Raw genomic sequence first — 24,371 nt, forward strand, 5'->3', positions numbered from 1 at the left:
CCTGATTACCAGCCGAAGTTCTGCCAGTCGGCCCCTGTGATGGAGCGCAGGCGGTTGGCTTCATCCAGCGGAATGGGGACCCAGATGAATTTCTGGGTGTAGTTTTTTCGCTCTGTCCCGCGTACGTTCCTGCGTTTGTAACTGAATGTTCCATCGGCATTACGGGTGATTTCCATAGCGGTAATCCAGCGGTCGGTTTTGGCAAGATCGTCGGTGGGTTTCGACCAGCGGCGCACGTCGAAGTACCGGTTCTCTTCCATGGCAAGCTCAACCCTCCGCTCGGCACGGATGCGCTTGACGAGGTCTGCCTGACCGAGGGAAGCAGGCAAAACAGGCATACCGGCCCGGGTACGGATCTCATTCACGGCTTTTACCGCATCAGCAAGCTGCCCGGCTTCGGCGGCAGCTTCCGCAAAATTGAGGATCACCTCTCCCAGCCTGAAAAGCTTCCAGTTGGCCCCGCCGATAGGATTATCATTGCCGGAGTTGGGATGCAGGAACTTCCGCTCATAGTAGCCCGTGCGGGTAGCACGCCGTACGGTCGGGTGAATGCCCGTCTGTGGCTCGTTGATGTAGGTTGCAATGATCCTGGTGCGGTTGCCGATGGGTGCAGGATAGTTTTCAACCGATTCAGGTGCCTCTGCAAAGTTCCACATCGCCTTCCTTTTTGAACCATTGTAGTAAATGGAAGCGTAAAAACGCGGGTCGCGGTTTTTGTAGGGATCATTGGGATTGTACAACTTGTTGGCTGCATTGTAGTTGGGCTGCAGATGCTGGTCGTCCAGGTAAGGCTTGTCGAGATCAAGGATCGGCTGGCCATCCGAGGTTTCATATGCATCCACCAGCTCCTGGGTGGGGCAGGTACCTGACTTGTACCCGTCCTGTGAACCGATACCGTCGATATCCCAGATATTGCCCTGGCCCTCCCGGCTCTGGTAAATGGTCTCCTTATCTACCGGATTGGCGGAGTAGGCCATGGTCTGCGTAAAATACTCGTTGTACAGGGCAGACTTTTCATTTTTATCAGGACCAATAAACGCTACGTCCGACAGGTAGGTCTGTGGCAGGTTCACGCGATTGTACAGCTCATAGCCATTGGCACGCAGGTTTTCGAGTGAAGTCTTATTTACCTGATAAGCCTCCTGCCAGAGGCTCTGCCCGTTATTGTTCAGCGGACTTGCCGCAAAAAGGATCATTTTGGATTTGATCGCCTCGGCCATGGCCTTATGCACACGCCCCGCTTCGCTGGCTGTAGTAATGCGCCACGGCAGCTCCGCAGTGGCCAGTGCAGCGTCGCAGTCCTCCATGATAAACTTCACCACTTCGTAGTAGCTTGCCTTGGTCACCGTGGAAAAATCGTCGGAAAACTCAAAGGCTTCGCGCTCAATGGGAAGTACCGCGCCAAACCATTTGAGAAGTTCGGAATAGTAGTAGGCCCTGAGCAGATGTGCTTCGGCTTTCCACCGGGCGCGGTCAGCAGGGTTTTTGACGGTAGCCTTATCAATGCGGCTGAGGAAAATCGTACAGTTCCGGATTGCACTCCAGTAGCTGGCCCAGTAGTTACCATTGCCTGCATCAGCGCTGATGTTGGTGACCGGGTGGTTGCCGGCGGATGCATCCCCATTGTACATCCGGCCCGACATAATCCACGACTCGGCCTCCGCATCCGTATCCCACGACTCATCACTCCAGTTCACGGGTCCGCGACTCCAGAAGAAGTAGCGGGTACCTTTTACAGGAATATTGGCGTAGCACGTATTGAGGAAAGCCCCTACCCGGTCATTTTCGGAAAAGATCTGATCCATTGTCAGCTTGCCGTCGGGTGCCATATCAAGCACATTCCTGCACGATCCCAGCGAGAGGATGACGGTCAGCAGGGTGAGAAGTAGTGTTCTTAATTTCATATTGCGGGTTCAGGAATTAGAATGTGATGTTTACGCCCAGGTTCATCATGCGCGTAACCGGGTAGCCGAGAGAATCGTCGTTTTCAGGATCAAGGTGGTTCATTTTCAGATGGTCCCAGGTGAAGAGGTTCTGACCGCTGGCGTAAATGCGCAGCTTTTGCACCCCTACCACTTTCAGTGAACCGGTGGGAAGCGTGTAACCGATCACCATGTTTTTCAGCCGCGTGAAAGAGCGGTCCATCACAAAGAAATCATTGGCTGTATGATTGGTGTTGCTGTGCGTACTCAGGGCCGGATACGTGATTTTGTCGCCGTTTGCAAACCGTTCTGGTGTCCAGGCCTGTTTGTGGTAGCCAAAGTAGGTGCCGCGGATAATGTATTCGTATACACCCTGCTGGGAGTAGTTGCTGCTGTATTTACCTACACCCTGAAAAAATGCGGTCAGGTCAAACCCCTTGTACTCTGCAGTAAGTGAGAGGCCATAGGTCACGCGCGGAATGTTGGAGTACTTGATTGGCGCCTGGTCCTTGTCGTTGATTACACCATCCCCATTAAGATCCACATACTTGAAGTCGCCCACCCGCGGCTCACCAAAGCCGTAGGTTGTTTTGGACAAATACGTATCCAGCTCTTCCTTGGAGTTGAAAAAGCCGTTTCCATTGCTGTAATCAATCTTGTACCCCCACGACTGGTTAAGCGAGTACCCGGTGCTGCGGTACCGGTGTGCATACGTTTCATCCCTGACCGACTCATCCAGAAATTTAACCACATTATGATTGTAGCCGTAATTTCCCCGGATCATGATATTGAAACCCTTGGCGATGGCTTTGTTATAGGTTAGCTCAATCTCGTACCCCTTATTATCCACCCTCCCCATGTTCACCTTTGGCACATTGCTGAGGTTTACACCCTGAAACTCGGGGACAGTACCCCGGGAAATCAGGATACTGCTCCTTTTTTCAATAAAATAGTCGAAGTTCAGGGTGAGGTCGCGGAAGATCTGCAAATCCATACCGTAGTTCTGCTTTCGGGCCACTTCCCATGTAATGTTGGGGTTGCCCAGCAGCCCCTGGTTTACGCCCTGGCCCAGCCCCAGACTACCCAGAGGTCCCCCGCCGATTGTAATATCGCTTTGGTACAAAAACCGGGAATTACCCATTTTGTCGTTTCCTACCTTTCCGTAAGAAGCACGCAGTTTCAGGTTGGAGACAAACGGATTGTTTTTAAGAAAACGCTCATTACTCACTACCCAGCCTGCGGATACAGCCGGGAAAAAGCCGTACCGGTGTCCCGGTGCAAACTGCTCCGAACCATTGTAGCCCATATTCACCTCAGCCAGGTAACGTTCATCAAAACCGTAAGTGGCACGGGCAGCCACGCCCAGTACGTTGTAGGGAATTTCTCCGTAAATAGTTTCCCAGGTATCGCGCTGTGCCAGGATCATTCCGCCCAGATCGTGCTTTCCAAATGTGCGGGCGTAGTTGATAGCTCCCTGCATATTGATGTTGTAGCGCGAGTCAGCCGCTTTTTCAAGCCGCAGCAGGCTCTCATCCGAACGTTTTACGGCATAGGACAGCATATCCGTGGCTGCATTGACTTCGGCCAGGTACAGGCGCTCGGACTTGTTGCCCTGCATGGCGGTAGTCGCTTTGCTGTCATAGGAAATCATGCCGCGGACACTCAGTCCTTTGGTCACCGTGTTGCTCAGGTCCCATTCCATCCCGAAAGAAGCATTCAGGTTGGAGCGCACTTCGTTGCGGTAGCCAAAGCGGTTCATGATCTCAAAGGCGGAACGGTCCATATAGCCCGGATCGACGATCTGCCCGGGTGCAACCCCGAACCCGTCGATGGTGGTAGGGCCGGGTGTGATAGGCAGGATTGTTTGTGCCTGGTAAAGCAGGTCGCGCATCATCCAGTTGGTATCGTTCCCGTAAAGCCAGGCTGCGGGCATGTTCACACGCTCAATGTAGCTCCCGATGTTCAGAAAACTTTTAAGGGAATTGGTGATCTTATAGTCCAGGTTTGCGCGGAAATTATACCGGTCCATTTTGGAAGAAGGATCGTACCCCAGGACTGATTTCGGTTCCGTTTTGAGGTTCCCTCCCTGGTGCAGGAAAGCACCATTGACAAAGTATGAAACCTTGTCGGTACCGCCGGTGACGTTCATATTGACACGGGTCTGGGGTGCATACCGTGAAATGTATTCCCGGTAGTAGTCATGATCGGGGTACATGTAGCGGCGCAGCTCAGCCTTGCGGGCATACTCAGGATCATTGGGGTCGAGGCCGGCCAGCGGATTCGCATACTTGTCCATTTGTTCCCGGGTAAAAGGCAGTGGAGTGATGCCATCATTGGCTGAGGCTTCATTGCGCAGGGCCATGTAATCGAGCGAGTGCAGGCGCTCGGGCTCACGGGTAAAGGATGAGTAGCTTTGCTCGGCATTGATGGTCAGGTCGGTTTTCCCGGCTGTACCTCTTTTTGTCGTAATTAAAATGACACCATTGGCACCACGCACACCAAAAACCGCCGTGGCGGAAGCATCTTTCAGGATAGAAACGGAGGCTACTTCATTGGCATCAATGGTCCGGATATTGTCCCGCGGCACGCCGTCTATCAGGATCAGCGGGCTGCGGCCATTGGTGGTGGCAGCCCCGCGCAGGTACATGGTAGGATCGTCCCGCCCCGGCTGGCCTCCGGCTGACTGGATAGAAGTCAGACCGGGAAGGCGCCCCGAGAGGGCATTGGCCAGGCTTGCTGATGAATTTTGTTGTAAAACTTCCGAGGTAACCGACGACACGGCCCCTGTCACAGATACTTTTTTCTGCTCTCCGAATCCGACTACCACTACCTCATCCAGGGCCTTCTCGTCCACAGCCAGGCGTATGTCGATCGTGGCGGCACTGCCTACTTCCCTTTCCTGACTAATATAACCAACGAAGCTGAAAATCAATACAGTACCATTATCCGGCACGGAAAGCTGGTAATTTCCGTCGATGTTGGTGGAAGTTCCCTGGGTGGTCCCTTTTACCACTACACTTACCCCCGGAATCCCGTCCCCTTTTTCATCGGTAATTTTTCCGGTGATGTTCTTTTCGGTCACCTCAGTTTTTTCGGCAGGCTCGGTCATGCCGGCAGGCTTCTTTTCGCCATTCCGTTTCAGCAGAATGGTTCTTTTGGAAACACGGTACTCAATGCCCAGCGGGTTCAGCAGGTTTTCGAGGACGGTATCCAGCCGCTGATTTACCATTTCAACCGAAACCCGGCGGTCGGCGCGGATGATTTCGGCGCTGTACACAAAGCGGACTTTCGTCTGATCTTCGATCTTCTCTAAAACTTTTTCTACATCCAGATCATTAACTGTGATGGATATACGCTGACTCAAAACTTCCTGCACGCGCTGGTCTTCTGCCCGGCAGACCTGCACAGATAACAGGGCAGGCAACAGCAACCAGGTCGCCCAGCCTGCTATTTGAAGTACAAACTTTCGGCTACGTCGATGTATTTGCATAGGTTATGGGGTTTAGGAATTCGGGATTATGCTGAGCAGTGTGTGTGGCGATTATTCGCAGCCGGCAGCCACAATATGGATAGCACCGCCGCGCTCTTCATACTTTGCATTGACGACGGCGCATATCATGTCCAGCTTCTCGGATATGGGCTCATCGCCGAGCCGGGCCGTAATGGTGCAATGCGCCAGGGCAGATTTGTCAAAAAGGATATCCACGCCGTAGGTTTGTTCCAGGGCTGTAAAAACTTCTGTCAGCGGGGTGCGTTTAAATGAAAGGTCCTGCTTTTCCGCCGGAATATCGAGCAGCACTGGCTTCTGCAGACTTCTGGTGATCATCCGCATACTTTTCTGGTGAAAGGTTACCTGCTTGTTGGGAGTGAGGATCAGCTTATTAACCGGGCCATTTAGCTTTCTGTTTGCGGCAGAAACTTCCACGATCCCGGTTTTTACCACCAGATTGACTTCATCTTCTCCCTCATTTGCCTTGATGCTGAAACTGGTACCTTTTACTTTGGTGACCATGGAGCCGGCATAAACGTAAAAGGGCTGAGCAGGATTTTTGACCACTTCAAAAAATGCTTCCCCGGACATGCTCACTTCGCGCCTGCTTTTTTCAAATTGAGCCGGAAACGAAATTCTTGCATGCTTTTTCAGGATGACCGAGCTGCCGTCGGGCAGGTTCACCAGCTTGATGGGCTGGTTGTCGTTCCGGATTTCCCTGTGTGCTGTGGTGGCGGACTGGGAAAAGAAAGCCGTACCGGAAGCCAGCCTGACAAGCTTGTCCTGCATTTTCCAAACAGCCAGGCCGAGAGCCGCAACCAGGATGAGCATGGCAGCGGAGCGCAACCATCCGGCAGCCCACCACGGGGCGGACTGGCGTGCAGGTTCATCAGAAATCTGACGCATGATGTCTCCTACCCTTGCCTGAACTTCCGCAGCCGAAAGCACGTCCAGCTCACCACGCACAGAAAGCAGGATCGTACGCGCCTGCTCCATGACCGGGCGCTGGCCGGGATGGTCATTCAGATAGTGCTGCCAGAAGATATCCCTTTCATGATGGTACACCCAGTCCTGGAATGCAGCATCTTCGAGCCAATCTGCCAGTTCGTAATCCGTATAATTATTCATGGATTTATTTTAACTATTCACCAGGTAATACGATGAGTATCGTTCCGGCAGATAGTACCCATGAAGCAGAAAACTTTTTTTATTTCGGGAAAAAATCAAATAAAAACAGGAAAGACACAGCTGCATGCTGCCAGTATTCACGGAGCTTCTGGATACCGTACTGCAGGTAATTGGCAACCGCCTGACGCTGCAATCCCATGATCACCGCAATTTCTTCGTAGGAGAGATTTTCGTAGTACCTGAGGTATAATGCCTCCCGCTGGCGCTTGGGCAGGGTATCGAGGGCACTGCGGAGGCGGGTTGCATTAAGCTGGTCCGTTTCCTGAAATATCCAGTCCGCTTCGGGAGACACATCGTCGGGCGGCTCACTGGCAGCGTTATCAATATCTGAAAACAACGACTGCCGGCGAAGGCGGTGTATCAGATTGTTGCGCAGCGATTGAAACAGGTAAGGACGCAATGCACTGATGTGCGAAAGCCGCGCGCGCTTTTCCCAGATATTCAGGAAAAGGTCCTGGATGCAATCCTTGATCAGGTCGCGGTCCTGGGTGAAGCGGGTACCGTAGTGATACAGGGCTGCATAGTTGAGCTCGGTAATTTCGGCAAAGGCGCTTTTGTCGCCCTCACAGCACTGCTGCCAGCGGTTAAACAGATAAGGTTCGGCTAAGGGGTCGGAATGTTTCACGGAAGCTGAGGCACTCGTTACGTTTGTCGGTCATCCTACTTCATTACATCCAATTATTTCTTATTATCGGTATGTAAATATGTATGACCTCCGTGCCTCAACTGTCCTGCGCTATCATGCTTTTATTTAAAAATTTCTCCGATTTGATCAATATCCATTCCAAAAAGCTTTTCGGCTATGCGGTTCAGGATCGTTTTGTCGCCTTCGAAATGGAAGGTGCGGTGGGTATGTGACAGCTTATCATTATGTCCCAGTATCCGGACGGACGAACTGGATTCGAGCTCGTAAAAAGGGCCCATCTGCGTACCGTCGGGTAGCGGACCATCATTGTAGGCATTGAATGCGTCACCTTTAAAAGGCTCTTCATGCAGCTTCCAGGCCGATTTGAGGTACTCGCCCTGCATGTTGAGATCGTACTGCACTACGGTTAGAATGTTTTTTTCGGCATCGTAGCTGCCGGCTACGGGCTTCGCAGAAAGTGGCGCCAGACCGATTTTACTGCGGTACCGGCCATCGGCTTTCAGAAACACAGCCGTATCATGTACCACCAGCCTGTCATCCGGGATTTTACCAAAATAATCAGCAGTAAGCTGCGGCTTTCCCTGGTAGTGGCTCGACAGCGGCGCTACAATGGTGGTTTTCTCTCCCGGCGTAAACATACCCAGGATCCACAGGCCGATAGCCCCTTTTTCACGTTCCCATTCCGGGCCGGTATTGGTAAGCGTATTTTCGGACGCATAGCCCGTCGCTTTTACATCTTCAAGTGATCGGATCGAAAGCAGCTCCTGGATTTCACGCCGGGTTAGCATGGTAACCTTCCGCTCGATCAGGAACTTCATTTTGGTACCTGAATAATTTTCCAGTGATCCTTTTTTCCGGAAAGAAGCCGATACAGAATCGGTACTTACGACTTCAAAAGGCTCAGAGTCAATGAGGGCGGGAGTTTGCCAGTTGTGGTAGGTAAAACTATCCCCTTTACTGAAATACACCGAAAACTGGCCGCCTTCCGGCGAAAGCCACAGCCGGTCTTCGCCTCCGTATGCATTAATATGGGGATTTTTGCGACCGCTGGAAATGAGGTCATAGTTGATCCAGCCATAACTGTTGCCGCCGTCGCCCGCTGCTGTACTGGTCATCACACGCCCCTGGTACTCGGGAATTACGATGAGCTTGGCGCTGGCATTATCGGGTGCGGTGAGGATAATGGGCGTAATGTGCTTTTTCAAAAAAGCGAGGTCGTACCCGAAGGTACCTTTTGGAAAACTGCCCGGATGTAGTTCCACGGTAGTCGTTTCTGTGCTGAATGATTTCTTACGGCAGCCTGAAGCCAGAAAAACAGATAGCAGTACCAGGATTAATGGGTAGCTTTTCATTACTGTAAATGGTCATGTCTGCCTGAAAGGCCGTTGAGTGGTCAAACTTCAAAAATAGTGGTCCCGAAAGACCGGGTCGGTATTGCCGGGCACTAAAATTGCCCGAAGCTTCGGTACTTTACAATATAATCTTGTAAAAATTAATAAAAAACTTACAACAATGCTACTGCATTGCTATTCACGGAGATAGTTGCCGTATCCGACAATAAGAATAGAGAGAATGATCACCAGTATCCCGATCACAATTGTCCTCAGCGTCTTGCGTGTTACACCGGACCACTCTTTCAGTGCAAGTCCCCAGGAGTTGGCAACCAGGATGATGAACGCCATGTGCAGGATCCAGGAGCTCGGACCATTGCCCAGCTTACTTTCTCCCATTCCATAAAAAAAGAATTGCATAAACCACGTGATACCTGCCAGGGCCGAAAAGATGTAGTTGGCCAGTAAAGGCTTTGTGGTATCGGTATAATTGCCAAACGTTTTATTGCGCGCATTCAGGATCATACACCAGATGAGGTTGGTGGTAAGTCCGCCCAGCAGGATCACCACGTAGGTTACATTGTTTTGGAACAAAAACTCGCCCTGATCCGCATTTACAGCTTTCCAGACGGTATTGGCCTCCTCCGCCATCACTTTACCTGCATCTATACCAAATGCAAAACAGGCGCTGAGCACCCCCGAAATGATCGAAACTGTAAGCCCGATCCCGATCTTGAACTCATTGGCGCCGGGCGACGCTGCACCCCGTTTTTTCAGGTCGGCATCCTTCATCATGCCGGCCCTGCCGCATATCATAATGCCCAGTACGCACACGGCCAGTCCCAGCAGTACCATTTGCCCCCAGGTGTTCGTCAGCAGCTCGGAAATGGTATCCTTGCCCGGCGTCGGATTGAACTGGTAGTAAATGGAAGGGATTAGCGAACCGAATACGGAGCTCAGTCCGAGGATAATGGAACTTCCCAGCGACACGCCCAGATAATGCACACCCAGGCCATAGGTAAGACCTCCGATCCCCCAGAGCACGCCAAAAAAATAGGTAAAAAATAAAATTCTGCTATCGGTATGGGCAATGATATCCGTGAATCCGGGAATGGTCAGGTAGGCTGCCAGCGGAGGTACGATCAGCCATGAAAAAAGTCCGCCGACAATCCAGTACGACTCCCAGGCCCAGCCTCTGACCCGCTTGTAAGGAATGTAAAAACTACCGGACGCAAAGCCTCCGATAAAGTGAAAAATGACGCCTAGAAGAGCTTGCATGGATTCAGGATGGTAAAAAAGGTCGCAGCGGACCTGGGCAGGTCCGGGCGTTGGTTTAAGAAATACAAAGGGCAATATTTCTTAAAGGAAGTTAGGGCAGTATCTACTCCAAGGCTGTCACACGTTTTGCCCGCCCGGTTACTTCCTATCGCACCACGATTTTACGGCTTACCTTGCTGCTCCCATTTTCCCATTCCACCACGTACAAGCCCGCAGGCCAGCTACGGGTGTGCAGTTCTTTTTCCACGTTGGCTTCTGTGCGGATACTGCCGGTGAGCTGAGTGCCGCCTGCATTGTAAACGCGGAATGTTCCGCTCCGGGATGCGCTTACCCGGAGGTACCCGGCTGCTGGATTTGGGTACACGCGCACATCCTCCGGCTGTACGGGTTCCACGCCGGTGATGGTGACGGGCAGGATATTGGTCAAAAGCCGGACTCCGCCGGCATTGGTGCCTATGGCGACGTCGGGCTTTTTGTCGCCATTGTAGTCGCCCACAGCCAGCGCGAGGTAATTTCCGAAAACAGGCGCACCCGGCTGTTTATTGATTTCAACAAGTGCACTTTCACGTTCTGTCCAGGCACCCCAGGCGGCAGAATGAAAAATACGGAGGTTGCCGGTATGGTCTACCGTTAGCAGATCGGGACGACCGTCAAGATCCGCGTCAGCAACTGCCAGCTGCGGAAAACGGCCGGTAAAATTGATGGAAACTCCTGCAAATGCATCTGTCTGCAGGCTGAATGTATACTGTGAGCCCTTGCCGCTGTTGACATAATAAAAAATATTTCCCTGCGACTTGCCCACCAGCAGGTCTAGGTCACCGTCGCGGTCGCCATCGTAAAAGTAGGGCGAGTCTCCCGCCTGCAGCTCGGCCGGAAGAGCAATTTGCACAGCATCGGCCAGGTTCAGCTGGGCCGGCGCGCCCTGGACAGCTTTATTGGGAATGTAGCGGTATTCGAGTTTGATTGTGGAAGTTGAGGTTCCGGCAAAACCCAGGTCAGGCACGCCGTCTCCATTGAAATCAGCCCATTGCGGCCTGATGTTGTAGAGGCCGAGCTGCCCGGCGAGGCCAAGGTAATCCTCGGTTTCGAGTGTAAAGTCTGCCACGGCCGCGCTTCCATTGTTTCTCAGCAGGTACATACTTCCCCGGAAACCATTGCTCCGCGGCATCCCTCCTGTTCCTACGACCATATCCAGGTCGCCGTCGCCGTCCACATCAAAGAAGGCCGGGGCTGCATTTTCGCCTGTGTCCAGCATCTGGCTTTGCAGAAAATCCTTCTGACGCAGCTGAAATACGGGATTATCACTGGTACCCGCATTGTGATAGTACCAGACCGAAGTTTTGAAGTTGGTGAAATTGGCATCGTTGGACGGAATATTGGGGGCGATAAGCAGGTCTTTTACACCATCAAAATCAATATCCTCCATGAATGCCGCAGGAAAAATGTGCATCAGTACGGGATCGGCCGCGGGGTAATTGTTGGAATAGGATGTAAAATCAGCCACCAGCCCGGCAGCCGAGTTGGTCAAAAAAGAGATGTGTTCATTGCTGACGTGTCCTGCAAGCAGATCGCGCTTGCCGTCGCCATTGAGGTCGTGGAGCAAAATAGAATTGCCCGCATGCATGATCTTTCCGCCGGCATTTTCCACTACGCCACAGGGTACGCCAAACACAAAACCTTCATTATCACCTTTATGGAAATTACCCCAGCAATCACCATTGCGCTGGAACACGGGATTGGCAGATGTTCCGAGACTATCAGCCCGGCCATATTTTTCCATGCTCAGGTTCTGGTGCAGCTCTATGTAGGTCCCCGAGAAGTCGAAAGTAAGCAGGTCAAGATCACCGTCATTGTCAATATCCACGATGCCCGGAATATCCGTCCCGGAAACCTGCAGGTTGATGTTTCCTGAAAATCCTTTGGTATAAAGTACCTCGCGCATCAGCTCCCAATGCCAGGCCGTGCCGTTTTTGACCTGCCGGTACAGGCTGATACCGAGTGAAGTACTTGCAAAAAGATCTTTGAGCCCGTCCCCATCGTAGTCCGCCAGTACCATCCAGTTGTCAGTTTGGGGAAAAAGGGTTTCGTAAAAAGGAGCATGCACATACACCTTCCGCGCAGCATCCGCTACAAAGGCCGACACCTTGCTGTTGGTACGATCATATACCACAAGATCCTCCACACCATCCCCGTCGAGGTCCATTTTCAGAAACTGGGAGGCATTCAGCCCGCCGGCCCAGGGATTGGCGAGCTTCGTTCCGTTTATGGTGAGACCCGTGAGCGAGTCGGTACGAAACCAGGACTGCTGCGCCATCGCACTTTGCGCCAGCAGGCAGAAAACGATCACGGTGAGGGAGGTAAATTTCATGCGCATCTGTGATGAATAATCTATTACTTTGTACGTAAAGGGCGTTTTTTGAATCTTTAAACCTAACGAATCACGCGCCTATTACCTTATAATGCCTGCATAATTCCATGTACACTTCTACCGAAACACTTTACCAGCACTTTACAAGCAACCCCAAGGTATCCACAGACACCCGCCAGATCACGGAGGGCTGTTTGTTTTTTGCATTGAAAGGTGACAAGTTCAATGGTAACCTGTATGCGGCCGAAGCGCTGCAGAAAGGGGCCGCATACGCTATCGTGGATGAGCCGGAAGCAGTAGCAGGCGAGCGTTTTCTGCTGGTTGAAAATGTACTTGCCGCATTGCAGGAACTGGCGCGGCATCACCGCAAGACCTTCGGCTTTCCGGTGATCGCACTCACGGGTTCCAATGGAAAAACGACAACCAAGGAGCTGATCGCCAAGGTACTCTCCATGAAATACAATACTTACGCTACAAAAGGAAACCTGAATAACCACATAGGCGTACCCCTCACATTACTCTCCGTTGATCCTGCCCGCCATGAGATGGCTGTGGTGGAAATGGGCGCCAACCACCAGGAAGAGATTGCCCTGCTGAGCAGCATTGCCCAGCCTACTCACGGCCTCATCACCAACATCGGCAAAGCACACCTGGAAGGTTTCGGGGGAGTAAAAGGGATCATCGCCGGGAAGGGTGAGCTTTTTGATTTTCTTTCCAAAACAAAAGGAACCGTCTTTGTCAATGCGCAGAACGAAACCATTATGGAGATGGTCAGTAAGCGCCGGGCATTTGGTGACATAATCTTTTACCAGTCGGAAAGTGCCGCCGACAACCCCGTGCTTGTCCGTGAAAATCCGCTGGTCACTTTCAGGCTCGGGGAAAGGCTGGTGGAGACCTACCTGCCGGGAAGCTACAACTTCGACAACATCTGTGCGGCGCTGGCTGTGGGCAGGCACTTCGGTGTTACGGATGCGGATGCCTGCGAAGCAGTGGCCGCCTACCAGCCCGATAACAACCGGTCGCAGGTGATGCGGAAGGGGAGCAATACCATCATCATGGATGCCTACAATGCCAATCCCTCGTCCATGGCTGCTGCGATCGCCAACTTTGCCGCTATGGAAGCACCGCGGAAAATGCTGATCCTGGGCGACATGTTTGAGCTGGGTGATGCGGCGGCAGAGGAGCACCTGGCCCTGGGCAGGCTCATTGCCACTTACCCGTTTGACGTGGTATTGCTTGCAGGGCAGCTTATGCAGCATGCACTGCCGGCGTTACCGAAAGCCTACTACTTTCCCGACAAGTTTTCATTACATAACTGGGTGATGGATAACCCGCAGGATCATACAACCATACTGGTAAAAGGTTCGCGGGGCATGGCGCTGGAATCAGTTGTGAACCTGATACCAGCATGAAATAGTATAATTATCTAAATTGTAAGTATAATTCTATCGGCTGCATTTATGAGGTTATTGACAGTATTTATAAAGACTCCGATTGGATAAATTAAACCAAATTCATTCATTTAGGATAAGTCTTTCCTGAGATAGTGCTATGTCACCGGTTGTGTCCATGTAGGTCGGGTTGTAGATTTGTAACACAAAAAAATACAATTGTTAAACAACCGAACGATCATGGCTAATAGAATCCTTTCTGTGGGATCGACTTTCCCCGAATTCAAGAAAACATCTGTTGTATCTCTGGAAAAAGGTAATGAGTTTTATGACATTACTTCCGAAGATCACAAAGCTGCCGGCAAATGGATGGTGATGTTCTGGTGGCCCAAAGATTTCACTTTCGTTTGTCCTACCGAAATTGCCGAGTTTAACAAACACAACGAAGATTTTGCTGACCGCGATGCGATCCTGATCGGTGCTTCTACTGACAGCGAGTTTGTTCACCTTGCATGGCGTAAAAACCATGACGACCTGCGCGACCTGCACTTCCCGATGCTGGCTGACACTTCGAAGTCACTGGCTGAAGAACTGGGCATCCTGGAAGCTAACGAAAAAGTAGCATACCGCGTGACTTACATTGTTGATCCGCAAGGCATTATTCGCTGGGTAAGCCTGAACGACCTTTCAGTAGGCCGTAATGTAAGTGAAGTAATCCGTGTACTGGACGCACTTCAGACAGACGAGCTTTGCCCTTGCAACTGGCAAAAAGGAGAAGCTACCCTGGCGTAATCTCCTGAGCACACCAGCAGTTCACAGCCCGGGCTTTTGCCTCCTGTGAACTGTTTTTTTTTACACACCGGGATATGCTCCCATTCAATTTCAATAAAACATGTACCCATTTACTTCCACCGGAAATACAAAGGAATCGCTGTATAAAGAGGTTAACCTGCCCGCTGAGTTTGAAAGCGTGCTGATCAACAAGCTTGCAGCGCTCGACCACCGTTACCTGAAAGATCTGAAAATCAATATCAGCAATGTGCTCAAAACACAAACTTTGAGCCGTAAAGAATCTTTGCTGATCGGACTGGCGACGGCCATTAATGAAAAAAATGCAGCCCTGATTGCTGCACTGGAGCAGCTGGCAGCAGCAGAAGGCGCGGACGAAAAGGAAGTGGCTGAGCTGGCAGCTTGTGTGTCGTTAATGAATGCAAACAATGTGTTCTATCGTTTCCGTCACTTCATGCACAAGGAATTTTATGACAATGCACCGGCGGGCATCAAAATGAGTATTATGATGAACCCCGTGCTGGGAAAAGAGTTTTTTGAATTGCTGAGCCTTGTGATTTCGTCCCTCAACGGATGCGAAATGTGTGTGACCTCTCACGAACAATCCGTACTGAACCATGGCGGCACACAGGCGCGTATATTCGATGCAGTTCGCGTAGGCGCAATTTTCAAAAGCTTTTCTGTTTTGATATAAAACCAAAGAGAGATGCCTCGCAGCAGGTTGTTCTCACTTTTAAAAGGTGCCCGCGAAACCGGGCACCTTTTGTTTTATAAAGCATTGGATTGACCGGTGTACCCTGCATCATGGGTCCATTTGGTAAAGCGGCGGCTCTCTGGGGCAGGATGAGCTCCTGCACAGTTCGGCTTTGAGCCGGCGGTTCAGAAAACGCCTGGCTGAAAGGCGTGACACGTTCAGGGTACGGCTGTAATGCACTTCGCTTACCTGCGTAATGCTGTTGGCGTAGTAGCGCACCACCGTACCCTGTTGCCCGGAGCTCGTATGCGCCACCCAAAAACCTTGCTCCGGAAAAGGCTGGCGCACCGGCCGGCCCCGCTGCGCAACGGCGGGGTTGCTGACCGTTACCCAGGCAGCAGCCAGCATGAATAGAAAACGGTTCATGAAATATCAGTTTGTACCAATGACTTGACGGCCCGCGGCCGGATTATGGAATGAACTTTCAGCAGGCTGCGGAGCAGGACAATGTGGGAACACAGCAGCAGCGGAACCACCAGGCCCGGCAAAAACACGAATGGAAACCGGAGGATCGCTACATTGGGATACTCGTACCCGGTTATTTGAAAACAGGAAGGAGCCGAAAACAGCAGCTTGAAATAAACATGGAGCAGCAGGCCCGTACATACAATATGCCAGCCTGCCTGTACCTGCCAGTGCAGTTTTTCCTTCAATACGCCCCAATAGTACACTAGGAGGGTCGTCAGCCCCGAAAAGATATCCAGGTTACCTCCACCCAAGGTAATTTCATGCGGCACCAGCCGGCACAGGAAAAGCCAGTACAGCACCAGCTCCACAGGCCCGCGAACAACATGAATGACCGTCAGTAAATGTGTATCGAGCGTATCAACGAATGTCCTTCCGCGACTGGTAAAAAACAGTCCGGCGAGCACTGCCATCGGCGGCACGGCAACCAGGATGATCCTTGGAAAAGGGCCTTCTGTATGCTGGTAAAAACCTGACACGGAAACTGCACTCTGCAAAACGATCCAGCCTGTAACAACCCACGCATAAATGCAGGAATCATGGGTAGCCTTGTAAAAAGTAAAGGCGCACAGAAGTACCACCAGCCCAAACATCAGGCTGATGTGTATCATCAGTTCGTCCATAATTATGCTTTGTACCAGTTACCTTCCGCAGTGCTGCCCGCAACGGCGCCCCGCATTTCAGGGACCTGACCGTAAATGCAGCTTCCTGCTTTTATATCCGGGTGGCGTTTGGCCGGGCGGGTACCGGGCCGGGACGGGTTTTCTGCATCTTTGCAGCTGGGCAGCAGCAGCGCCGGGAACAACGCAGCTGCGAGGGTTTTCTTTCTTTTTAACATGGCTGATTAAATGATGGATTAGGCTGCAAACCGCGTTTCCGACGGTTGCGCTGCAATTTTACAGGTAATCAGCATGCTATATGCAGGGAGGCAGACGACTGTCGATAAACAGCATTTTTTATCGACGAATCACCTGTAAAAGGTTCAGAATGCCTGCCTGAAACGCTTCTGGCAATCGTTGCGAAAGTTGCGCCCGATGGGCAGCTCCTTGCCCGCAATCCCGACTTTGTAGGAATGGTAGCTTTCTACCTTGTTAACCGCCACAATAAATGAGCGGTGTACCCGCACAAAATGCTCTTCGGACAACAACTCTTCCAGGAGGCTGATCTTTTGTTTTGAAATAAGCACCTTATCCCGCAATACCACCTTCACGTAATCACGAATGCTTTCGATCCAGAGAATTTCCTCTACGTTGACCTTCACCATCTTGCGGTCCACTTTGAGGTACAGAAAAGCGTCGTTTGAGCCGGGTGCGGCGGCGGCTGTTTGCTCGGGCTGCTGTTTCTCAATCTGCAAAGCCGCAAATGCCTTGTCCATAGCCCGCAGAAAACGCTCAAAAGGAATGGGTTTAAGCAGGTAGTCCAATGCATTCAGGTCAAACCCCTCTACGGCATAGTCCTGGTAGGCAGTCGTGAAAATAACTCTGGGCGGATGTTTCAGGCTGCGCAGGAGGTCGGTGCCTTTGAGGCCGGGCATCTTGACATCCAGGAACATCAGATCCACCTTCTGCTGCTGCAAAACCTGGAATGCCTGGATCGCATGGTGACAGCGCGCAATGATTTTTACCTGACCAAAATTAGCCAGATAATTGTCCAGGACTTCGAGCGCATGCGGCTCATCGTCTACCAGGAGTACGTTCATTTCCATGGTCAGATCTCGGTTTTTTTCAGCTCAATTTCGAGAATTACGGCAAAGACTTCCGGTTCTTCAAAGATCCTCAGCTGGTGTGCCTGCGGGTACAGGATTTCCAGCCTTTTACGCACATTGGCTAATCCGATGCTCACATGATGAGGCCGCAGATCGGGGTGGGCCGGCAACTCCGGCCTGCTGTTTGATATTTTAAATTTGAGCAGCTGGTCCTTTACACGCAGGTCCATGTTGATCCACGCCTGGCCTACCTGCTCACTGGCTCCGTGCTTGAACGCATTTTCGACGAGCGGAAGGATGAGCAGCGGTACGATGCGATGCTCCGACAAGCTTCCGTGTATACTGAAAGTAATGTCAAGCCGCTCGTCGTACCGTATTTTTTCCAGTGCAATGTAGCTTTCAACAATGCGGATGTCCCTTTCCAGACTTACTACCCCCGTATTGGCCTCATACAGCATATACCGCAGGATCTCGGCCAACCCCATGACCACAGCCGGAGACTGGGGCGACTGGTTGAGGGTGAGGGCATAGAGGTTGTTGAGGGTATTGAACAAAAAATGCGGATGAAGCTGTCCTTTCAGAAAATTCAGCTCCGCCTCGGTAGCCGCCTGTTTTCGCTCAAACCACATTTTAAAAAACTTTACCGACAAGGCAATCCATACAAAGATGTTGGTTTGCTCAAATGCACTGATCAGGTAGGTAGGTCTCGCAAACTGCTCGCCGGGCGTGCCATCGAGCTTGTGCCAGATGAAAGCAGGATCGGTTTTCAGGACTGCCCGGTAGATCAATGGATCTGCAATAAAAATCTCGATCAGCCGGAATGCCACGGTGGAAAGTACGACGCACAGAAACAGGCAGATGAAGAAAACAACATACCGTCCCCCATTGAAATACCGTGGAATGATAAAATAGGCAATCGAATAAAAATAGAGCGCATGTACCGGCATAAACATGGCTACAATCCCCATCGCAAACCAGTACCCCGGCAATCCGGCGCCGTACACAAAGGTGAGCACACAAAGGATAAACAGCCAGAAGGCCAGGTGCCGGACGACCTTTTTTTCGGAAAAACGGGCTGACAGGGTGGCAATAAGGTGCATGTACAAAAGTAATTATTTCATGGGTCGATTGGGAGACGCGGTGTTTTTGAAGACATACGGCGGACTTGCGTCGACAAAATGCATTTGAGAAAGGTGAATCGTCGCCCGGTGCAGGAGCCACAAGACTGTGCAGGACTCAGGCAGAATGACTTGGTTATATTACTAACTGCGGCCCGCGACAAAATATCTGCAAGTACCTGAGAATAAAGCATTGTCAACACGCATAACCCGCAAGCAGCCAGGGGAAAAAGATATTTTATCCAAATCAAAGCCCGAAGTCACAACTTGTATCTGCTTTTCTTCGGCTCCGTGGTTTTTCTGAGTACTTTTGTACATTCCAAATGAAATGAACAAAACTGTTTTTAGCATGGCAACATCAACTGAAACGTACATTCCTTACAAAGTAAAGGACATCACACTGGCAGAATGGGGCCGGAAAGAAATTACACTGGCAGAAGCAGAAATGCCGGGCCTGATGGCTATCCGTACCGAGTACGGACCGTCTCAGCCGCTGGCAGGAGCACGTGTTGCAGGCTGTCTGCACATGACGATCCAGACTGCCGTGCTGATCGAAACTTTGACGGCACTGGGCGCTGAGGTAACCTGGTCATCATGCAACATCTTCTCTACCCAGGATCACGCTGCTGCTGCCATTGCCGCTGCCGGTATCCCGGTTTATGCATGGAAAGGCATGAACGAGGAAGAGTTCAACTGGTGTATCGAGCAAACACTGTTTTTCGGTGAAGACCGCCAGCCGCTGAATATGATCCTTGATGACGGTGGAGATCTTACCAATATGGTTTTTGACGAATATCCTGAGCTGATCGGTGGTATCCGCGGACTTTCGGAAGAAACAACCACAGGCGTTCACCGCCTTTACGAGCGTTACAAAAACGGCACATTGCACCTGCCGTCCATTAACGTAAACGACTCGGTGACCAAATCGAAATTTGATAATAAATACGGCTGCCGCGAGTCACTGGTTGACTCGATCCGCCGCGCTACCGACCTGATGCTGGCTGGTAAAGTGGCAGTAGTAGCCGGTTATGGTGACGTAGGTAAAGGTTCTGCTGAATCCCTGAGAGGTGCAGGCTGCCGCGTGCTCGTAACCGAGATCGATCCTATCTGCGCATTGCAGGCTGCTATGGACGGATATGAAGTAGTTACCATGGACGAAGCTGCCAGCCGTGCCAATATTTTTGTAACTGCAACCGGAAATTACAAGATCATCACAGAGAACCATTTCCGCAAAATGCGCGACAAGGCTGTGGTTTGTAACATCGGACACTTTGATAATGAAATTGATATGGCGTGGCTGAACGGCGCATATGGCCATACAAAATCTCAGGTTAAACCGCAGGTTGACATTTACAATGTAGAAGGAAAAGACATTATCGTACTGGCAGAAGGCCGTCTGGTAAACCTGGGCTGCGCGATGGGTCACCCTTCATTTGTAATGTCGTGCTCATTCTCTAACCAGACGCTCGCACAAATTGAGCTATGGACCAATACTGCGAGCTACGAGAAGAAAGTATACGTGCTGCCAAAAGCATTGGATGAAAAAGTAGCAGCCCTGCACCTGGCCCACGTAGGCGCCAAGCTGGACACGCTGACAGACGAACAAGCCGCTTACATCGGCGTAACGCCTCAAGGTCCGTTCAAAGCAGAAACGTACCGCTATTAAGCACAGTGTAGTATGCAAACGAAAAAGGCTGCCCAAAGGCAGCCTTTTTCTTGTTACTGGTCTCTCTACTTCAAAAAAAGCAGCTGACAATAACCATCCTTTTCGGCCTCTTTGGCCAATGGTTACAGCCTGGCAAGCAGTTCCTGTTTTTTAGACCTGAATTCTTCTTCAGTAATGTGCCCCTTTTCATAAAGCGCATTGATTTTCTCAATGGTTGAAATGATGGCATCGCTGGAATCCGAGGAGCGCAGGTCTGCATTGGAAGTAACATCGTAGGCAATCTCGGGCGTAGGCTGCATCTTTTCGCCCGGTGCAGATACCACCGAAAGGCTGCCCAGGTCTACCGGCCCATCCTGGCTGGTAAACCGGTGCGACTGGCCGTAACCCTGCTGCTGCGAAACACCCGATATTTCATGGTGCTTGGTGTCGTAAATGGTACGTCTGCCATCCTCTTCAATCACCAGCCTGCGCGCAGGTGCAAAGTAGGCATATCTGAAATTGTTTTGGGAGCCTGTTGAGGTAGGTGTTCCGAATATAGCAGGCCAGCTACCCGCATTGTTGCCTGCATGCTTTTGTGGCAGCTCAGCTTCACCGTTTTCCTCAAACAACACCGAAGTACTTACTTTGGCAGCCAGTTCATTGCAAAGCTCTTCAACATGCGTACGCAAAGCGCTGTTAAACATATCCCCTACCATCACCATTCCGCCGCGCATCCACTGACCCGCGCCGCCAAGCTCAGGTATGTTGAACTGTGCCGCCGTACCTCCACCGCTGACGATGGCCTTGAGCAGGCTTTCTACTGTATCGGTACTTACCTTATATTTTGCAGCAGTCTCTTCAACATACTGCCGACCTTCATTTGTGAGTGTTTTCATGGTACTGATTCTGTTTTACGTCAACACCAAAAAAACAGTGCCATCATGGAGGCTGATGCAATGCGTACTACCTGGCATTGAGCACCTTTTGCCATAGCCTGTCCAGCTCGGGCTGCGGCTGTATGCCGGTTTGTGCCTTCACCTTTTGGCCGGCATATTCCAGGCGCTCGTCGGTGAGCGGGTGTGTACTCAATATTTTGAGCTGTGCGGGTAGTGCCACGTTTTGTTTGAGAAGGTTAAATAATCCGGTGAAGCCTTTCAGATCCACATGCTTCTGCTCCATGTAGGCAATTGCCCTCTCGTCGGCTTCGGTTTCCAGGTCGCGCGAGTAGGTGAGGTTCAGGAGCATATTGGAGTTTTCGGCCAGTACGGCTACAATGCCATTGATATCATTAAGCAGCAGCGAAACAAACATGTAGGACCCCAGACTGCGAAAGAGGCTTTTGAGTGAATGCCGGTAATGGATATGCGCAATTTCGTGCGAAAGCAGGGCGGCAAGCTCCTCCTTCGTTTTCATTTTTGTTAAAATCTGATCATATACGACGATGTACCCGCCGGGAAGCGCGAATGCATTCATCTCGTTTTTCCGGATCACAGTTACTTGTACGGGGTACTTCATTTCACCGGGACTGACCACGGCGGCAAAGTCGGTTAATACATCGGATAGTTCTTTGTTAACCTTTTCCTCACTGATGATATTTTCATGCAGGGTTTCCCCGATCTGCTCCTCGACGCTTGCGGGAACAACCGTGGCGGTTTTCTCGGCTGCGAAAGGCAGGATGTAAAAGTACCCGGCCAGGATCAGCGCCAGGGTACCTATGATCAGACCTGCTATGAGCATGTTCCGGCCCGCCGGCTTGTCGAAGATGCTGCTTCTGAAGTATTTCCTGTCCGGATATTCCGTTCTGATCGCATGCAGCAAACTGTCATCATTGGTTTCAAAAACCTCTTCCGGAAAATCGCCGTACCTGAATACCCGGATGTTTGTGAAATTCTGATCGGCCTGTATACCTGCCAGCGACCAGCGGGATACCTGTAACGCACCGTCCTGGTCGGTGTAGGTAATCACCCAGTGGTCAGGCAGCAGTTCCAGCATCGCGTCGAATATGGCCGACGTTTTCCCATTGTAATACCTGACCCTGAAAGACTTCATATATTAAAGTTACTGCTAAACGAGACCAATATCGATCATATCGGCCAGGTCTTCGCCGGTTGCGTCCTTGTAATTTTCCTCTGTCTGGCGGATCGATTCCGTGTCCAGGGTACCTTCTATGATCGAGTTGTTAAATACAAACCGCAGGCTGCGGCAGATTGCCCAGGGCGTACCAATGCCCAATGTAAACAGGATGATCAGGAAATTGCCCGCCAGCAGTCTGAAAAACCCGCCCGCGGTAGCCGTAGACCGGAAAACCAGCCTGTGATCATCCTGGTACATGCGGATATTGTCAATGTAATAATTAAAAAGATCCCTGAAATACCAGAACGAGTAAATTCCCAGCGTGACGAGAGAAAGCAGATAACCTTTCAGGTTAAGCACAAAGAAATCGGACCCATTGCCTTTATACGAAAACGTAACATTGCCAAAACGCACATTTTTCATGACATACCGGCGGATATCAATGATAAACCAGAAAGAATAAATACCTAAGGTGAGGATCGTGAGAATGGAGCCTTTTACAAAAAAGCGCATAAACTCTTTGAGATCGCCCCGGTACCCGAAACGCACCCCGCGCCAGGAAGAACGGGAAAGCCGGTACCGCAGGGAGCCATGTACAGCCACCGGAATAAGCAGCAGCAATGCCCCGTAAAAGAAGAGCAAGCCAATGATCGTGAGCGTCATATTTTTTGAAAGCATGCAGGCAACCAGCACGCCATAGATGACGATGAAAATACCGATGGCCTTGATGAAGCCGATGAACATTTCACGACCTGTACCATGGAATGTGAACCTGCTGCCTTCAAACTCAGATTCTTCATACAGGTACCGGAGCAAGGCCGCTTTTGCCCAGGGATAGTAGAGGCCCAGCGTAGCGATGGTCAGCAATGCATTCACAAGATAAATCCCGAGCAGCTTCATGCCTTCTCCATAAAAGGTAACCTGCCGGTGCTGCGTATAATTTTCTTCCATAAAAAAGTTGGTTTGGATGTAAGTCGGTCAAATATAATTTTTTATGCTGCCTTTAAGGACAGATGTAACCGCTGATATGCCTGTTGATTATTCTGAGGGGGAAACTTCTTATTAAGCGGCTCAGTGTTACACGGCATGATCCCGGATCAGGAAGGAAGACTGCTCCTGGCCATCGTCGGGTTCCGGCGGCACAATTGTTTTGACCAGGTCCTATATCATCTAAAAACCAGAAACATGGAAACCAATCAATCCTGGGCCGGCATGCCGGTAGCGATAGACCCTACTGACCCTACCGAAACACCGCCGTTTGACCCTCGTCCCGAAGTGCCGGTACCCACGCCACCCGAGGAAACACCCCCGTTTGAAAGGGAGCCCGAGACAACGCCCGTAATCCCGGAGCCTGAGCTGCCGCCGGTAGAGCCCGTGGTGCCCGAAACAGAGCCGATCACCCCAGGCGACCAGCCGGAAATACCATTTAAATAGTCTATTCGTCGAATGTCGATGGCCGGTGTACACCGGGAATTTTGGCCAGGTGAAGGTAATTCTCCTGGTCAAAACATATAAAAACCACCCGGTCGATCTGCCCCGGATGATCCAGGAGAAAAGCAGTTACTGCTTCTACTGCCACCTTGGCAGCCTGCTCTTTGGGATAACCATAAATACCCGTGCTGATATTGGGAAATGCAATACTCCTGCAGCCATGCGCTGTCGCCAGCTCCATTGAGCGCGCATAACAGCTTGCCAGCTTTTCGGGCTCCCCTTTGCTCCCGCCCTGCCATACCGGCCCTACGGTGTGGATCACATACCTGGCCGGCAACTTTCCTGCACTGGTAATCACCGCATCTCCCGTGGAGCAGCTTCCTTGCCTGGCCACAATTTTCCGGCACTCTTCCAGAATCTGCGGCCCGCCGGCGCGGTGTATGGCACCATCCACACCACCTCCGCCCAGCAGGGATGACTTGGCCGCATTCACGATGGCGTCCACTTTAAGCTGCGTTATGTCACCTTTGATGAGTTCAATAATCTGATCCATAGGAAAAAAGGGATATTTGTTCAGGCCGGGAAGTTATATAAACAATCATTCCTCATTGTGCACCGCCCTTTTTGTTTTTGTACAAAACCTATATTTTAGAGTTAAAAAAGTACGATACTTTCACTATTAAAAAGTAATTCGTATCAATGTAACTTATTAGAATTATTTTCTAGAAAATATTCTATACGTCAATGTAGTACTTTTGTAAAATTCCCGTATCTTCC

At 51.0% G+C, this 24,371-nt stretch carries 21 protein-coding genes; 5 read left to right on the forward strand and 16 right to left on the reverse strand.

What is annotated here, in order from left to right; all coding sequences use genetic code 11:
• Positions 1-5 precede the first annotated feature (5 nt).
• From HWI92_RS15220 to HWI92_RS15250, 7 genes are all read right to left on the reverse strand, one after another.
• Positions 6-1,904, reverse strand: coding sequence for a RagB/SusD family nutrient uptake outer membrane protein (locus tag HWI92_RS15220; RefSeq protein WP_204656790.1), 1,899 nt, complete (start codon positions 1,902-1,904; stop codon positions 6-8).
• 16 nt (positions 1,905-1,920) lie between these two features.
• Entirely contained in the window at positions 1,921-5,412 is a 3,492-nt protein-coding gene (locus HWI92_RS15225) for a TonB-dependent receptor (RefSeq protein WP_204656792.1), read from the reverse strand.
• Positions 5,413-5,463: 51 nt separating this feature from the next.
• The gene (locus HWI92_RS15230; RefSeq protein ID WP_204656794.1) at positions 5,464-6,540 is read right to left on the reverse strand and encodes a FecR family protein; all 1,077 of its coding nucleotides are present in this window, start codon (positions 6,538-6,540) and stop codon (positions 5,464-5,466) included.
• Between the two features lie 79 nt (positions 6,541-6,619).
• The gene (locus tag HWI92_RS15235; RefSeq protein WP_204656797.1) at positions 6,620-7,225 is read right to left on the reverse strand and encodes an RNA polymerase sigma factor; all 606 of its coding nucleotides are present in this window, start codon (positions 7,223-7,225) and stop codon (positions 6,620-6,622) included.
• Between the two features lie 122 nt (positions 7,226-7,347).
• A complete protein-coding gene (locus tag HWI92_RS15240; protein WP_204656799.1) occupies positions 7,348-8,598 on the reverse strand; it encodes a DUF6786 family protein in 1,251 nt (416 codons plus the stop codon).
• A gap of 174 nt (positions 8,599-8,772) precedes the next feature.
• The gene (gene rhaT, locus HWI92_RS15245; protein ID WP_204656801.1) at positions 8,773-9,855 is read right to left on the reverse strand and encodes an L-rhamnose/proton symporter RhaT; all 1,083 of its coding nucleotides are present in this window, start codon (positions 9,853-9,855) and stop codon (positions 8,773-8,775) included.
• 145 nt (positions 9,856-10,000) lie between these two features.
• On the reverse strand, positions 10,001-12,223 hold the full coding sequence (locus HWI92_RS15250) for a T9SS type A sorting domain-containing protein (RefSeq protein ID WP_229248050.1): 2,223 nt from the start codon (positions 12,221-12,223) through the stop codon (positions 10,001-10,003).
• A 107-nt stretch (positions 12,224-12,330) separates the two neighbouring features.
• Here HWI92_RS15250 and HWI92_RS15255 point away from each other — a divergent pair, with 107 nt between their 5' ends.
• From HWI92_RS15255 to HWI92_RS15265, 3 genes are all read left to right on the forward strand, one after another.
• On the forward strand, positions 12,331-13,635 hold the full coding sequence (locus tag HWI92_RS15255; protein WP_204656805.1) for a UDP-N-acetylmuramoyl-tripeptide--D-alanyl-D-alanine ligase: 1,305 nt from the start codon (positions 12,331-12,333) through the stop codon (positions 13,633-13,635).
• A gap of 219 nt (positions 13,636-13,854) precedes the next feature.
• Positions 13,855-14,406 carry a peroxiredoxin gene (locus HWI92_RS15260; protein ID WP_204656807.1) on the forward strand — a complete coding sequence of 184 codons (552 nt, stop codon included), beginning with the start codon at positions 13,855-13,857 and terminating at the stop codon, positions 14,404-14,406.
• 100 nt (positions 14,407-14,506) lie between these two features.
• The gene (locus HWI92_RS15265; RefSeq protein WP_204656816.1) at positions 14,507-15,097 is read left to right on the forward strand and encodes a carboxymuconolactone decarboxylase family protein; all 591 of its coding nucleotides are present in this window, start codon (positions 14,507-14,509) and stop codon (positions 15,095-15,097) included.
• Between the two features lie 108 nt (positions 15,098-15,205).
• Here the strand turns inward: HWI92_RS15265 and HWI92_RS15270 are convergent, their stop codons facing one another.
• The 5 genes from HWI92_RS15270 to HWI92_RS15290 form a co-directional block, all read right to left on the reverse strand.
• Positions 15,206-15,523, reverse strand: coding sequence for a hypothetical protein (locus HWI92_RS15270; protein ID WP_204656818.1), 318 nt, complete (start codon positions 15,521-15,523; stop codon positions 15,206-15,208).
• Positions 15,520-16,245 carry a hypothetical protein gene (locus HWI92_RS15275; RefSeq protein ID WP_204656820.1) on the reverse strand — a complete coding sequence of 242 codons (726 nt, stop codon included), beginning with the start codon at positions 16,243-16,245 and terminating at the stop codon, positions 15,520-15,522. Before HWI92_RS15275 ends, HWI92_RS15270 begins: the two co-directional genes overlap by 4 nt.
• A 2-nt stretch (positions 16,246-16,247) precedes the next feature.
• Positions 16,248-16,460 carry a hypothetical protein gene (locus HWI92_RS15280; RefSeq protein ID WP_204656822.1) on the reverse strand — a complete coding sequence of 71 codons (213 nt, stop codon included), beginning with the start codon at positions 16,458-16,460 and terminating at the stop codon, positions 16,248-16,250.
• 144 nt (positions 16,461-16,604) lie between these two features.
• Positions 16,605-17,327: a LytR/AlgR family response regulator transcription factor gene (locus tag HWI92_RS15285; protein ID WP_204656824.1), complete on the reverse strand. Its 723-nt coding sequence runs from the start codon at positions 17,325-17,327 to the stop codon at positions 16,605-16,607.
• A 2-nt stretch (positions 17,328-17,329) separates the two neighbouring features.
• Positions 17,330-18,427 carry a sensor histidine kinase gene (locus tag HWI92_RS15290; RefSeq protein WP_204656826.1) on the reverse strand — a complete coding sequence of 366 codons (1,098 nt, stop codon included), beginning with the start codon at positions 18,425-18,427 and terminating at the stop codon, positions 17,330-17,332.
• Between the two features lie 367 nt (positions 18,428-18,794).
• On the opposite strand from HWI92_RS15290, the gene ahcY reads away from it, so the two are divergent.
• Positions 18,795-20,111 carry an adenosylhomocysteinase gene (ahcY, locus tag HWI92_RS15295; RefSeq protein WP_204656828.1) on the forward strand — a complete coding sequence of 439 codons (1,317 nt, stop codon included), beginning with the start codon at positions 18,795-18,797 and terminating at the stop codon, positions 20,109-20,111.
• Positions 20,112-20,233: 122 nt separating this feature from the next.
• Here the strand turns inward: ahcY and HWI92_RS15300 are convergent, their stop codons facing one another.
• The 3 genes from HWI92_RS15300 to HWI92_RS15310 form a co-directional block, all read right to left on the reverse strand.
• Positions 20,234-20,986, reverse strand: a complete 753-nt coding sequence (locus HWI92_RS15300) for an SHOCT domain-containing protein (protein WP_204656830.1) — start codon at positions 20,984-20,986, stop codon at positions 20,234-20,236.
• Positions 20,987-21,053: 67 nt separating this feature from the next.
• On the reverse strand, positions 21,054-22,139 hold the full coding sequence (locus HWI92_RS15305; protein WP_204656832.1) for a M48 family metallopeptidase: 1,086 nt from the start codon (positions 22,137-22,139) through the stop codon (positions 21,054-21,056).
• A gap of 15 nt (positions 22,140-22,154) precedes the next feature.
• A complete protein-coding gene (locus tag HWI92_RS15310; protein WP_204656834.1) occupies positions 22,155-23,114 on the reverse strand; it encodes a YjgN family protein in 960 nt (319 codons plus the stop codon).
• A gap of 234 nt (positions 23,115-23,348) precedes the next feature.
• On the opposite strand from HWI92_RS15310, the gene HWI92_RS25455 reads away from it, so the two are divergent.
• The gene (locus HWI92_RS25455) at positions 23,349-23,597 is read left to right on the forward strand and encodes a filamentous hemagglutinin (protein WP_204656836.1); all 249 of its coding nucleotides are present in this window, start codon (positions 23,349-23,351) and stop codon (positions 23,595-23,597) included.
• Between the two features lies 1 nt (position 23,598).
• On the opposite strand, the gene HWI92_RS15320 is transcribed toward HWI92_RS25455, so the two are convergent.
• Positions 23,599-24,147: an O-acetyl-ADP-ribose deacetylase gene (locus HWI92_RS15320; protein WP_204656838.1), complete on the reverse strand. Its 549-nt coding sequence runs from the start codon at positions 24,145-24,147 to the stop codon at positions 23,599-23,601.
• Between the last annotated feature and the right edge of the window lie 224 nt (positions 24,148-24,371).

This window comes from Dyadobacter sandarakinus, assembly GCF_016894445.1.
Taxonomy (GTDB): Bacteria; Bacteroidota; Bacteroidia; order Cytophagales; family Spirosomataceae; genus Dyadobacter; species Dyadobacter sandarakinus.